The 14,343-nt window shown below is 59.8% G+C and carries 8 protein-coding genes; 2 read left to right on the top strand and 6 right to left on the bottom strand.

The window, feature by feature from the left end:
* Nucleotides 1-257: 257 nt before the first annotated feature.
* From J7I84_RS18845 to J7I84_RS18855, 3 genes are all read right to left on the bottom strand, one after another.
* A complete protein-coding gene (locus tag J7I84_RS18845) occupies nt 258-1,184 on the bottom strand; it encodes an aldo/keto reductase (RefSeq protein WP_214946056.1) in 927 nt (308 codons plus the stop codon).
* Nucleotides 1,185-2,547: 1,363 nt separating this feature from the next.
* Nucleotides 2,548-3,330 (bottom strand): TetR/AcrR family transcriptional regulator, encoded by a 783-nt coding sequence (locus tag J7I84_RS18850; RefSeq protein ID WP_214946057.1) that lies wholly within the window; start codon nt 3,328-3,330, stop codon nt 2,548-2,550.
* 370 nt (nt 3,331-3,700) lie between these two features.
* A complete protein-coding gene (locus J7I84_RS18855) occupies nt 3,701-5,845 on the bottom strand; it encodes a 3-hydroxyacyl-CoA dehydrogenase NAD-binding domain-containing protein (RefSeq protein WP_214946058.1) in 2,145 nt (714 codons plus the stop codon).
* Between the two features lie 410 nt (nt 5,846-6,255).
* Here J7I84_RS18855 and panD point away from each other — a divergent pair, with 410 nt between their 5' ends.
* Together panD and panB are read left to right on the top strand one after the other, a co-directional pair.
* On the top strand, nt 6,256-6,690 hold the full coding sequence (gene panD, locus J7I84_RS18860; RefSeq protein WP_214946160.1) for an aspartate 1-decarboxylase: 435 nt from the start codon (nt 6,256-6,258) through the stop codon (nt 6,688-6,690).
* A 38-nt stretch (nt 6,691-6,728) separates the two neighbouring features.
* Nucleotides 6,729-7,592, top strand: coding sequence for a 3-methyl-2-oxobutanoate hydroxymethyltransferase (panB, locus tag J7I84_RS18865; protein ID WP_214946161.1), 864 nt, complete (start codon nt 6,729-6,731; stop codon nt 7,590-7,592).
* 1,183 nt (nt 7,593-8,775) lie between these two features.
* Here the strand turns inward: panB and J7I84_RS18870 are convergent.
* The 3 genes from J7I84_RS18870 to J7I84_RS18880 form a co-directional block, all read right to left on the bottom strand.
* Nucleotides 8,776-10,290, bottom strand: coding sequence for an MFS transporter (locus tag J7I84_RS18870; protein WP_214946059.1), 1,515 nt, complete (start codon nt 10,288-10,290; stop codon nt 8,776-8,778).
* A gap of 369 nt (nt 10,291-10,659) precedes the next feature.
* A complete protein-coding gene (locus J7I84_RS18875; protein WP_214946060.1) occupies nt 10,660-11,859 on the bottom strand; it encodes a pyridoxal phosphate-dependent aminotransferase in 1,200 nt (399 codons plus the stop codon).
* Nucleotides 11,860-12,064: 205 nt separating this feature from the next.
* Entirely contained in the window at nt 12,065-12,859 is a 795-nt protein-coding gene (locus J7I84_RS18880) for an SDR family NAD(P)-dependent oxidoreductase (protein ID WP_214946061.1), read from the bottom strand.
* Between the last annotated feature and the right edge of the window lie 1,484 nt (nt 12,860-14,343).

The following is a 14,343-nucleotide window of genomic DNA, read 5'->3' on the forward strand; positions in this document are numbered from 1 at the left end:
CAGGGAGCGGGGGCGCGGAGCCGGTCATGCGTCGGACACAAAGGGCGATACAAGTTTGCGAGCCTTTGCCAGGATGCTCCTGCCTGGCTCAGGGATAGGAGTCGACACGAGAAAAGTGGAGCTCTTCATCCCTTGCTTTCTGTAATGCCCAGGGCAGGATGCGATCATGACCGCGACTGCCGGGCGCTTGGTCCATCCGGCTGGTTCGCCTTGCAGCCATTTTGGCGCTGTACGGCCAGGTTTATGCGTGGCGCGTATCAAATAGTTTCTCCACGTGGCTCCGAAGCGCGGAATCCCGCGATGTCCAATCGCCGCTGTGCTTCTGCGTATATGTCTTCCGCTAAGGGTCCTCGAGCTGCAGCCTTGGCATTCTCCCGGACATGAGCGGGTGAGGCTGTCCCTACAATGACGGTCGACACCTCCTTGCGGGTCATGACGAAGCGAAGGAGGAATCCCTGCAAGTTGTCCCCGTCGAATAGATCGTCAAAGTTAAGATCAGCCCGGCTGCCGAGGGTTCGTTTGGACCATGCTCCCCGTGCCGTTCCTCCCCGCACTATGACACCGGCACCGGTGGCGTTGATCAACGGAAGGCAACCTTCCAGAGAACGGTCGAGTGCCGAGTACGGCACTTGGAACGTCTCGAATACGCCGAGGTCAATGTGATCAAGGAGCTCGGGAAGAGTTGAGGATATGCCAATCGCCCGCACCTTGCCCTCGTCCCGGGCACGTTCCAGTGTCCCCAGCACGTCGTCACGTTGAAGAACCGCCAACGAAGGCCCAATGTGGACCTGCGCCAAGTCCAGATAATCAGTGCGCAGACGCTGCAGGCTTTGCTCGATTCCGGCACGGATATTTGAAGGCGAATAGTCATGGACGAGAGGTCCGTTGGACGGCCCATCAGGTTGGTGATCCAATGGACACCCTACTTTTGAGGCCAATAGATACTCCGATCGACGGTGACCTATGAAACGCCCAATGAGCCCTTCACTCTCGCCATAGTCAATTGAAGTATCGATGAATTCGATTCCTTCATCGAGCACCGTATTAAGTAGTACCTGCGCGACTCCCTCATCGAGCATTCGAGGCAGGCGGTGCGAACCTCCCCGCAACTCCATCGCACCAAAGCCCAGCACCGTGCTGTGCAGCCCCGAGCGTGTAAGGGGGCGTTCTTGGAAGCGATTCAACAGTTCAGTCCCTTCCCCGGTCCGTCATAGTTACTCCAGTTCTGCCACACGAATGTGGAGCAAAAAATCCGAGCCCTTCCGGCTCTGATCAGGTGTCGCCCAATCGTACCACTTGCTGATCGACAAACAAGTAGCTAGGACTTTCCGAGATGGGTATGCCTTTGTCCAGCCCAGGCGACTGGGATAGGAGGAACCTGCTCCAGTTGTCCAGCTATCGCGCTTCAGTCCGGGTTCTCCTGAAGGCCGGGTTCCGCCTTGACCAGTAAACTGGCAGAACCTGGGGACTTTACAACTAGGTGAAGACCAGTTCCTCAAACGCTGGTGCCAGCAACAGATTTCGAAGCTGCTCATCAAGTAATTCCTCGATGACGAGCAGATGCATCAGGTACGGCAGGGAAAAGGAGTTTCCAGCCCACTGGAACACACTTCCCGGGCCGTTCGGACTGAGGCTGCAAACGCCTCAATGGTGCGCTGCACCGTCATCGTGCCCCTGCCCCACCCACGGGCGCAACGATTGAGGTCGCTGGAGGTGGTGCCGAAGGGTCTGTGGATGTAGTTCCCTTCCTGTTTATATGGCAGATCCACGCCATGGCATTGGGCCGCTGCCGTGTCCTATGCGGCCGGTTGCCGGTCCCACACGTAGGAGCGCTGTTTGCCGGCGCCTACGGCGAAGGCAACGTATCTCCGACCGACTCCTTCTTGACACAGGCTGAGGTAGTGAATCTGATTCGCCGACGGACGCCGCAGACAGCTGGAGCCCACTCCGGCATAGATCGCCCGGTTCGAGCAGGTGGAGCGGGTGTTGAAACGCGACGAATCCATGCCCTTTGAACTTAATCAAGCGGGGTTGAAAATCTACTCGGCCCTCATCTGAATTAGCCGGCCCGCTGGGTGCCAGCTATAGAACCCTAGTTCGGTCGAGGCTTCTGCGAGCCGGTCGCCGAGGCCTGGCGTCTCCGGACTATGGAGGCAGCAACGTCCTTGAGCGCAATGCGGCACCTTTTCGCGCTACCGAACAATGGCGACCCGGCACGACTAACTGGCCTCTACAGCCTCATATATTGAGCCGATGAGTTGTCTTTGGCGGTCGCCCCTGCAGCGACAACGCGAGCAAACGAAGCCGGGCCGAAGGAGTATCGGATCGAAAACGACCTTGATTGTCAGTGCCTGTAGGAGTGACGGCCTTGGGAGATAAGTACGGCGCCAACGCCTGGGGGCGCAGTGCTCGCTGGCCAGGCCCAAGGAGTTTGCGTCTCATCGCCGAAACCACGCCGACGCGGCTCTGCTCCCCAGCAGCTAGAAGTCAAAGGGACCATTGGGGTAGAAGCTTAGCGCCGTTTGATGGAGCAACTCTCCGATGTCGTCATCCATCGATTGCTCCTTCGTTCAGATCGCGGACTGTCGGTACTGTGAACATGTGTTCGACTAATTGCACTACCGGATCCCTGATCCCACGTATGTCTGCCACCGGGCCCTGCAGGAGACGCTGCAATGCCAGCCCCCGCATGGCACCAACGACAAACTCAGCCCCCAGCGCCGGATCAATATCGTGGCGCACCTCGCCTCGAGCAATTCCCTCCCGCAGGTTGTCCTCCAGCCAAGTAATCATTTCCAGGTGATATTCGGCGACGACTCCGGCCGTCTCCGAGTTCTCCAGTAACGACTCCGCCAGCAACAACAGAAGTGCGCGCGTGTTGGTCCATTTCGGATCGCTGCGCCCAAGGTAGACGCGGACATAGCTCAGCACCGCCTGCAGGCCAGGTGCGGGCGGCGGCACAGCCTTCATCTCCTCGGCGAAAGAGCTGGTGATGTGCAGGGTCAGAGCCCGCAAAAGCGCACCCTTGCTACCGAAGTGCTGAGCAGCCTGTCCCCGGCTATATCCGGCCGCGTGGCCGACCTCCGCCAGGGTCATCCCCACCCATCCCTTGCGCGAAAGTAGGGTGAGGGCGGCGTCAAGGAGCCGAGCCTCGGCTTCTTCGCGCCGCTCCTGCTGCGTGCGGCGGCGAGGAGCCCCAGACTGCGTGCCCCCGATTCCTGCCCCCATGCTCCCCCGCACAGCTGGCTTCGGCAACACAACCCGGTCCTGACCGGCTGCACTCCGTGAAAGCCATCCTCCCGCTTCCTGCACAGCCTGTTCTTTACCCATGTACTACTCCTTGGATCAACCTCTCACAACGACTTACTGATCAGCCGTCGGCAAGTTGTTAAGTGATTCACCATCAAATATTGAATCTAGCAGGTCGGCAACTCCTATGCTCGCGAGCAAAGCCAACGAGGACGTGAAAAGGCTTTGATGCCGCTCCACCCGCCTCCAGTAATACCGACAAGCCAGCCTCCTAAGGAACAGTGGCAGTAGATCTGACGGTGTGGCCAACCTCTACGGCGCTGGACAGTCGGTTGCGCGCACCAGGCAATTCATGCCGACCGCCCGCAATCGGCCCAACAGCACTTCCCTCTCGAGCCCTCACCCACTGTGGGGACACAACATTTTGTTCTCCGCCACTAGCCGCTGGAGTTTACCGCCTCTTAGGGTGAAAGGGCTTACCGTTTACCCTGTCGGAGGCGCCCATCCGGTCCAGGTAGGGGGTGATGCCACCAAGGTGCAGCGGCCAACCAGCGCCCGTTAGCATGCACAAGTCCACGTCCTCCGCGGAGGCAACCACTCCTTCTTCCAGCAGAAACCCGATCTCTTCTGCCAGGGCGTCTTGGACGCGCTCGAGCAGCTGTTCCGACGTGGATGGGCAGTGTCCGAATTCCAATCGGCCTAGGGTGGATGGTGGGATGTGCGGGCAGCTGCCGTCGCGTCCGGTGGTCCAGAGCGAGGTGATGCCATGATCGATGAGTGTCTGGAGATTCGCCGAACGCGGGAACCGGTTGCCGAAGGCGCTATGGAGGGAATCGATCACATGCTGCGCAACTGGAAGACCAATCATGGCCAAAAGCGTAAACGGCGTCATCGGCAGGCCCATTGGCTTGAGTGCCTTATCCGCGACTTCAGCGGGGGTGCCCTCATCAAAGGCCCGCAAGACCTCCACCACAAGGCGCAGGAGCACACGGTTCACGACAAATGCCGTGGAATCGCGGACGAGCACGGAGGTTTTCTTCAACGTACGGCCCAGAACGAACGCTGTGGCCAGGACTTCATCGCTGGTCTTGGCTGCTTGAACAATCTCAAGCAAGGGCATAGCGGCGACCGGATTGAAGAAGTGAAATCCGACGACACGTTCCGGACGCAGGAGGTCAGCGGCCATCTCCGCAACCAGCAGCGACGACGTATTGGTGGCAAGAATACACTTCTCGGAAACGACAGACTCGACCTCAGCGAGTACTTGCTTTTTGATGGAGAGGTCTTCGAAAACCGCCTCGATCACGAAGTCCGCATCCGCCAAAGCGGCCTTGGACACTGATCCACTAACGAGATTCTTAATGCGGTTGGCATCTTCCGAGGAGATGCGCTTCTGGACAAACAATTTGTCGGCCTGGGCATGGACGTAACTTACACCTTTATCCACACGGTCCTGGTCGATGTCCGTCATCACCACTTGGACCCCCATCTCGCGGAGGAACAGCAGGGTCAGTTGGCAGGCCATGCGTCCCGCACCGACGACGCCAACCTTGTCCACACGACGGGCCAGAGCCGCATCTGGTGCGATCGACGAATTCTTGGCTCGACTCTGGAGAAGATCAAGAAACGCGTAGACGGAATCCTTGAACTGCGGCGTCAAGATGAGTTCGCCGAGTGCGTTGACTTCCAAATCCGCGGATTGTGCCTGGTCAAGACCCCTGCCCACTTCGAGAAGATCCAGCAGTCGACCTGGGGCCGGTGCGGCATTGGAGGTCTTTGACTCAACGATGGCCCGGCCCGCGGCTACGGCTTCGTCCCACTCTTCCTTGGAGGAGCCGCCAAACGAGGCCCGCCGTTGGTCAAGTTCCTGCCTGTCTGCGACGTCGGTGATGATGCCGTCCGCCCAAGCGAGGGACTTACTCAAGAAATCGGCATTGTCGAATATAGCGTCTGCAATACCAAGCTCATAGGCTGACCGGCCGTCAAGAACCTTATTGTTGCCCAGAGGGTTCTCGATCATCACCTTCACCGCATTAGCGGGACCGATGAGCCGAGGAAGTCGGTACACGCCGCCCCAGCCGGGCAGCAGTCCAAGGTAGGCCTCAGGCAGAGAGATGCCTTTTGCGTCCGTTGAGATTGTGCGGTAGCGGGCTGCCAGGGCAACTTCCAGGCCCCCTCCTATAGCCGCACCATTAATGAAGGCGAAGGTCGGAACGTCCAGAGCTGCGAGTGCACCGAACACTTGATGACCCAGGCGTGCCATAGCCCGGGCCGACTCCAGGTCCGTTATGCCTCTCAGAGCCTTTAAGTCTGCGCCGGCCACGAAGAACCGGTTTTGGCCGGTAATGCCAACGCCAGTCACTTCTCCGGCAGCGACCCGTTCCGCGACTTCTTGAAGCTGCGCTCGCAGTGCCTCCAGGGACTCGGGCCCAAAGGTGGCGGGCTTGCTGCCCTCACCGCCGGTCAACGTAATAAGAGCGAAGGTGCCTGCTCCAGGCAGTTGGACTTCTGTCAGATTCACGTTTGCAGAGAGTCTGCGGATGGGTTGGGCACCAAGATCACCGAGTAGAGGCGTTGCGCGGGTCGGCATTGTCATAATTCATTCCTAGCGTTGAGAGTCGCGACTAAACGGTCCAAGGGAGCGAGTTGTGGCACACCTTAAGGAAGAGCATCGCGGCCCACTGCAAAACCTTGGCGGGCGACTCGGCATCTGCAGCAGGGCAAACCCTGCCTGCGTTGTCGTGCACAAGGGCCAAGATATGGGGGCCGACCAGGGAATGATCGAGTGCTCCGCGCATGGCCCTTCCCCTGTGCCACGCAGATAATACTTGTTGCACAACTATGACCTTCAGCGTAGCCTTTTGCAAGCAAAGTCACTGAGGCCCTCACACGTTTAAGTGCCGAAGGCGCAACCTAGCGACCGACGAGCAGGCGCCGTTCTGAATCGCCCACCAGGTGGGTGCGACCATACTCCCCGAACATCAAAGAAATGTAGTCACCATGCCCTTGAGCCGGACAATGTTCAAGTCGAAAATCCACCGTGCTACCGTTACCCACGCAGATTTGCACTACGTGGGGTCTGTGACTGTGGACCTCGACCTGTTGGACGCAGCCGACATTCTGCCCGGGGAGCTAGTCTCGATTGTCGATGTCACTAACGGTGCGCGCCTGGAAACCTACACTATTGCTGGCGAACGCGGATCCGGCGTCGTCGGCATCAACGGACCCGCGGCGCACCTGATCCATGTGAACGACACGGTCATCCTTATTACGTATGCACACATGTCCACTAAAGACGCCCTCGAATATCTCCCCCGGGTGGTCCATGTGGATCAGCGTAACGAAATTATTCAGCTCGGCACGGACCCCGCCGAAAGTCAGATACCAGGGCTGACACGACCGCCATTCGCATTGCACTCCACGCCCGGGACTTCCCTTTGAAGCCCCGCGACAATTCCTCGGCTGGCTCGTCGAATGAAATGCCAAATCCGTATGGAACCGGCCCCAATCGCGGCGACGTAGATGCGCTGGCGTACCAAGAGAAGCGGGGCGGCAGGATACGCATCCACCACCTGCAGCAGGCGAAGGACAACGGCGAACGTTTCGCCATGCTCACAGCGTACGAACAATACACCGCAGAAGTTTTCGACCAGGTGGGCATTGAGGTGCTCCTTGTTGGTGACTCAGCTTCAAACAACGTGTTCGGGAATGAGACCAGCCTGCCAGTCACGGTGGATGAACTACTACCGCTGTGCAGGTCGGTTGCCCGTGCGGCCAAACGGGCGTTGGTAGTTGCCGACCTTCCGTTTGGCAGTTACGAAGTGTCTCCCGAACAAGCAGTCAGTACCGGTGTCCGGTTCCTCAAAGAAGGTCTGGCGCACGCAGTAAAAATCGAGGGTGGCAGCGCCTACGCGGAAACGGTCCAAGCAATGACTCACGCCGGCATTCCGGTTATGGCCCACATCGGCTTCACACCACAAAGTGAACACTCGCTCGGTGGATACCGCGTTCAGGGGCGAGGAGACAGGGCTCAAATGCTTATCGACGATGCTGTGGCTCTAGCGGAGGCTGGTGCTTTTTGCGTTCTTATGGAGATGGTCCCTGCCGTAGCGGCCGCCGCGGTTGATGCAGCCGTTAGGGTACCGACCATCGGCATCGGCGCCGGTAATGCAACTACAGGCCAGGTCTTGGTTTGGCAGGACATGGCAGGACTGCGCGCTGGGAAAATGCCGAGATTCGTCAAGCAGTACGCCAACCTGCGGTCTGTATTGGCCGATGCGGCCAAGGCCTATGGCGAGGAAGTACGCTCCGGGGAGTTTCCATCTCCCGAATACTCGTTTTAGCAGCGCTCAAACCGTTGAACTCGAGTCCACTCCCCTCCTTGCAATCCCGCACACCCCGAACTTCTAATGCAAAGGCAAAATCCTGCAGATCCGGCAGAAAGATTGATGCCAGAGTACGCCGCTTAACATGCCGTCGCGAAACATTCCATTTCGATAAAGAAGTCCTCAACTAGCGGAGGTGCTTAGGGAATAATGGATACAATTCCAGGCTGTCGTTCGTGTAGAAATGCACCCTGCGGTGCTTGCAGGCGCTCGGCGGCGAAGTGTCTATTCTTCGTTCGATGGGCCGCTACACGGCCGGACTAACCAACCGGCCGGGGCAAGGCGAGTATCTCCGTCTTAACCCCTCCGACGCCAGCACTCGACGGCGATCCCCTTCAGACGGGAGCTCGCGCCAAGAGCCTCTACCGTTCAAGCTCACGCGCCGCTGCCAAATGCCCAGAAGGCAACCCTTTCCTCCTACAGCAGTTCCGGCGTGGCGGCGCGCCCATGCTCCGACAGATTTCGTAGGACCCCAGCTTGCCGCCGCCTGCCGCCTGCCGCGCGAACGCGGCCTGCACCAGTGCGCGCTGACGTTGACCAGGCGGCGCGCCGGGGCGCTTGAGGACCAACCGCAGCGGCATTCAGTCCGGCCGACGCGCGGATTGGAAACGCCAGTGTCAGCAGCAGGCAGGTGGACGAAATTGCAGGCTCCCACGAACAGTTCCAAATCACGAACTCCTGACAGGAAGTCGTTGCCTGCTGGACCCTTCCGATTCGGGAGCACCCGCAGGGGGGCACAACGGGTCCTATTGAGTCCCACACCGCCTGATGCACAAACATGAGCGCCCCTACCCTGAAATCAGGATCATGCCTCGGGCACTGCTAAACCAGCATGTTCTACCTCCCTCGTTCGGCTGTCACCCGCGCACAGCATGCGATTATGTCCGTCGTGCCCAGAGTCTCCCGGTCCTTACGAGCTCAGCAGATTGATAGAGAGCAGGAGGCTCGTGGAAAGGCCATCCAGTTGCGAGCGAGTGGGCGGCCTTGGGCGGCTTTGATGCTACTGAATGGGGTCCGGGCGTCCTGGACTCAGTTCATGTCGATACATTGAGACCAATGCTGCTGCGCATGCACTCATTCTCAACTAACGTCCCCGTGCCCCTCGGACGGCTGGATAGCCGGCCGAGCGCACTTTGAACTCCTAGATGCGCCTTCCGCCCTCGTTATCCGAATTAGCAACTGGGGTGAGAGGCATTTCCGCAGGATCGAGTAGGTTGTTGGTGTCCTGGGTGTCTACGAGCGACTTTGCCTCTTCCGTTGTTTCCACATTGGGCATGGACCCGTTTAGTGGTTTCCTACTTGTTTCTTTGAGGAAAAGGACGGAGATCAATCCCACGAGGGCGGCGCCCATGAGGTAGTAGGCGGGCACCATTTTGTTCCCGCTAACTCCGATAAGCGCCGCAACTACCAGTGGAGCTGTACCGCCAAAGGCAGCATTTCCGACATTATATGCAAGCCCAAGAGCGCTGGAGCGCGACGGTGTCGGGAACTGCTCAGGCAAAGAAGAAGCGTAGCTCGAGGAAAAGAGGGTGGCACAGATCATGATGAAAAGTGTTCCGAGCTGAGCGCCCCAAAGCTGGCCGGAGCCCATCAGGATGAACGCCGGAACCGGAAGCACGACGCCCAGGATGGCGCCGCTGAACAGGATCCGCTTCCTGCCGATCCTGTCCGAGAGCGAGGCAAAGAACTGGGTTGCGAAGGCCGCAAGAACGAACAGGGGAAAGATCACAAGGTTGCCGAGAGCTCCCTGGAACCCGAGCGTCTGGTTCAGATACGTGGGAGTGAACGATGTCAGGGTGTAAGCAATGACATTGCCGGCGGCCGCGACCCCCATGACGGGCAGGATGAAGCGCCCGTGGGCCCGAATGACCTGCAGGATACCCGGATTTCTTGCCAACTCACCGGTTTTCCGGGATGCTTCAGCCCGCTCTTTCAAGACGGCGCTGAAAGTCGGTGACTCTTCGATCCTGTAGCGGAAATACAGGGCAATGGCGGCAAGCGGCCCGGCGATGAGAAACGGAATACGCCAGCCGAAGGACTGCATCGCGTCCTGACCAAGGTTTAGCTGTAGAACAGCTACCAAACCGGCTCCAACGGCGAATCCGAGGTAACTTGAGCCCATGAATCCAACATAGAAACCCCGTCGTCGATCCGGGGCGTATTCGCTCAGGAACGTCGCACCGCCGGTGTACTCGCCGCTGGCCGAGAACCCTTGCAGCAGTTTCAGGACCACGAGGAGCGCCGGGGCCCATAGCCCGATGACGGCGTAGCCCGGGAGCAGACCGGTAGCAAACGTAGCGACCGACATCAGCAGCAGCGTGAATGTCAGGACTTTCCGCCGCCCAATCCTGTCACCCAGCCATCCGAAGAAAACACCGCCCAGCGGTCGCGCAACGAACGTTACTGCGAAGGTGCCATACAGGTACAGAGCCTGGACTGTCGGGTCGGCCTGCGGCAGGAAAACAGGGCCAATCACGGTTATGAGGTAGGCAAATACGCCGAACTCATACCATTCGATAATGTTTCCGACGACCGTTCCGGCGACAGCGCGCCTTAGGGCGGCCTTGTTGACAATGCGGATGTCGCTTAGTGTCAAACGTCGCTTGCCAAGCCGGACGCCGGTGGCATTCCCAAAGCTTTGCTCTCCAGTCGACATTGGTATCCTTCGTTGATTTGCTGATGGTACGTGAGGGGGTCGCGATGGATCGCAGGTCAAAAGCCGCGGGTCTGCATCGGCAGGAATACCTAAGCAGCTATTTTCGGGGTGAACCATAAGACATTCGCCAACTAAATACCCGGAAGCTTGTGTAGCCTCCGATCCTGAGCCAGGGTGCCAAATGACTCAACCCCTGACGGCAACACTGATAAGGCGAGCCAACTTTCCTGTTCCGCCGATGGCTAGCACGCTCAAGGATTACGTCGAGGGCGGCGACTAGTCGTTTGCCTGCAGTCCGAATCAGTACGCACGTTTGGGCGGTCTTCTCAATTGCTGCTTCCGGGTTACGCCCAACGACGACGATCCGGCTTATGCCGTCTCGATCCATTCACACAGGCGGCCGAGGCCTTCACGGATATTGGTGACGTCGATGCCTGAATAGGCGAGCCGGATGTACTGCCGGTCTTCGCCGTGTTGGCGCCGGCCGAAATGTTCCCGCGTACAGAAGGAAACGCCGGTCTTGCGCAGGGCCTCGGTGGCGAAAGCGCCGACCGCGGTGAAGCCCATCCGCTCCATGACTTCAGTGACGTCAGGAAACAGGTAGAACGTGGACTGCGGCACAGCGACGTGCATGCCCGGAACGGCGTTCACCAGATCGCAGGCAGCGTCCCGGCGTTCGCACAGGATGTCCAGCATCTGCTGTACCGGCTCCTGGGGGCCGCGGAGTGCTTCGATCCCGGCCCACTGCACGTAGTGCGTGGTGCAGGACTCGTCATTGGTGTTGAGCGTGCCCAATACCCTGGCAATCTCGAGCGGGGCAACAGCGCAGCCTAGGCGTGAGCCGGTCATCGCGAATTTCTTGCTGAAGGTGTAGAGGATGACCGTGCGCTCGGCCATGCCCGGGAGCGATGCGATCGACTGGGAGACCCCTTCGTACCGGGTCTCGAAGTAGGCCTCGTCGGAGAGGATCCAAAGGTCGTGCTCCTGGGCGATCAGCGCGATGGCCTCGCGCTCCGCGGCGGTGGACTCTGCCGAGATCGGGTTCTGCAGGTCGTTGTAGATGATGGCGACGGTGTTCTTGGTGATCGATGCCCGCACCTGGTCGAGGTCGATCGCGAAGCCCGCGTCAGTCGGCACGTAGCGGTAGGGCACCGCGTTGCCGCCGAGGTACTCGATCTGGGATTCGTAGATGGGGAAGCCCGGGTTGGGATAGAGCACGTCCTGCCCGGGGTTCAAGACAGCCTGGAGAAATTTGGTGATGACGGGCTTGCCGCCCGTCATTACAACCACATTGTCCGGGGAGAAGGTGATGCCGCGGCGGGAGCCGAGGTCTTCGGCGAGCGCTTCTCGCAGCTGCGGGATGCCGGGGCCAGGGCAGTAGCCGGTGTAGCCGTCGGCGATCGCCCTGTTCATGGCCTCCACGATGTGCGGCGCGGTGGGGATATTGATGTCGCCCAGGTGGAAGGGGTAGACGAGGTTCCCCTGCGCCTTCCAGGACGCCGCGGCCTGCGCGACGCTGAAGGCAGTTTCCGTGCCCAGCCGTTTGAGACGGTGCGCGAGTTGCTGCATAACGTTCTACTCCTCATCGATATGAAATTGACCGCTTCGGCTTCCACCTGGACTGGCGCCCCTGCCGCCTCGGAGACGTCCAAATGAGGCTGAGTCAACCTAGATGGAAACACAAGGGGGGGGCGAACTACGTCCTAAATGTTAGGACTTGGCAGTCCCGGGGCGCCGGAAGCGGTTGTTGTCAGCCGAGGCGTTCATGCCGTGCTTACCCCCGCTTCGGGGCGTTGCCAGTGTAGAAGAGGCGCGCCCCGGCATCGATCGGGAGTTCGATCCCGTTGACGAACTTAGCCGCATCCGAAGCCAGATAGGTGATCGCCGCAGCGACGTCCTGCGCCTCTCCAAACTTTCCGCCCGGTAGGCGTGACAGGAACCGCTCGGCGATCTTCGGATCAGAAGAAGCACCAGGGACGGCGATCGGGCCGGGACACACCACGTTAGCGGTCACTCCGTATCTGTACGCCTCGAGCGCGATGGTGCGGGTCAGTCCATTGAGGCCCGACTTGCTGGCGGCATATCCCGGAGCTCCGTGAAGGCCCGACAGAGCCACGAAGCTCGAGACCCCGATGATGCGCCCCCAGCTTCTCTCGATCATCCCGGGAAGAGTGGCACGCGCGCAGTAGAAGGCACCGCTGAGGTTGATCGCGATCTCCCTGTCCCAAGCAGATGGTTCCATCTTTGCTGCCGTGCCGTGGTTGTGCTTGAGGCCAGCATTGTTCACGAGAATGTCGATGCTGCCAATTTCCGCTCGAACCGACTCGACTGTGGCAAACACGGCATCTGCGTTGGCTACGTCGAGCACGCGGGAATGCACATCAAGTCCCTCGCCCCGCAGCTGCTGAGCAGCCGCCGCGACCTCGGAACGCACGTCGCTGATGACCACGACGGCGCCATGGGCACTCAACCACCGCGCGGTTTCCAGGCCGAGGCCGCCCGCGGCACCAGTGACGAGAGCCACACGCCCCTGCAGAGAGAACGCGTCCGTGAAGCTATCCATATTCATGCTTGTAATCCCATCCAGGAGTGAGGTCTGCTCTGTGGGCTGTACCCACTAGATGACGGTGGACTCGCGTAGCGTGAAGGAGCAGCTCGCCGTCCCATCGTGATCAGTCGGGCAAGATCGCCGCGCCGGACACCGGAATCACTCCGATCTCTCCAGCCAGATGTGAAGACGACATAAGACCTGCGCATCTCGTGGGGGCCGTGGCCCACGACCCCCGCACCCGGGTGCCAGGAGATCTCATCAGACAGGAACGCGTGGAGTGTGTGGGAGTTGTCCAGGCTGACCTCTCCAAAGGTGGACGGGACCGGGCCAGGCGGCGTGACGCCCGATCACGGCGAAGCTGCGCAGCTCTCCGCGCGCCTCGAATTTGGACTCCCCGATCTCATCACGAGGTGCTCCAAACCGCGCACAGCCGAAATATTGACGTGGGCGGCCTCGCTCACCGCATCGTCGACACCTCCACCCAGTCAGCAGGACCCCGCGCTCCGAGTTCTCCCACGACGGCATGGGCCCGTTGGCCGAGGCACCCGCCTCACCCATGGCTCGTTCACGTGGCCTCACTGCGTCTCACCTCTCTGCGGCGCTTACGAGCGCCGGATTTACGGATCCCTATCTGGCGTCATTGCCAAGACGGGTAAATCTATCGCTTCGCCGTTGTTCCACAAGCCGGAACTGCGTTTTGTTGTGTGGTCCAGTCTATATTGTCCTTTGTCGCGCATGCACGTCAAGGGGGTGAGATTGACACGACGATGCGAGAGCACGATGGCAGGACTCAGCCTTCCGTGGTCAAGTCCGGTGGAGTTGTGAGTCTGCGCCTACGTCCTCAGCCAACGAGTAGCAGCCCGCCCTAGCCGCAGAGGCAGGTCCTGTGGGTGCGGGTCGGGGTGGTGAAGCATGGACCGCCGATTCTTCCTTCGGGCCAGGTGGTCCGGGATCGGCCGGTTTTTCAGTAGCAGCGTGCGCCCGCTGGCGGTCCCGGTGGTGCGTGGGCCAGCCGCGGTTGGTGTTTCGGGGACTGAGGGGGTTGGGCTTGTCAGTTGGCCTCATCGACGGTGTGTGGGCGAAAGACGCGGTTCAGGTCACCACCATTGGGGGCCGCTATTGCCTGTTTCTGTTCGGAACTCCCTAGGCGGTGGTTGCGATTACTCCTCTAACCGACCGTCAGCTTGTGGCACACCCTTACCCTGACGTCACAACCCTCTGCCGAGGCAGGAATTGGCTTATTAGGCAGAGCTTCCGCTTGCTTTCTGACACCCAGCCAGCGGAGACACGTAGCTTAGTTACCGCAGCCCATGCGCACCTGCCCATGGACTATTTCGACCTTGTGCGAGCCGGCCCAAATCAATCCCCTTCCCCTTGAACTGTCAGAATGGGGACCGAGAACATCGTGACCGTTATCAACGAACTGCAATTTCGGCCTTCTGCAGGCCAGGACCTTCGGGCCGCGCATACCCAATTAGCCCGCGGACAGGCTTGACGAACCC

Origin of the sequence: Arthrobacter sp. ISL-85, from assembly GCF_018613675.1 — a bacterium.
Lineage (GTDB): Bacteria > Actinomycetota > Actinomycetes > Actinomycetales > Micrococcaceae > Arthrobacter.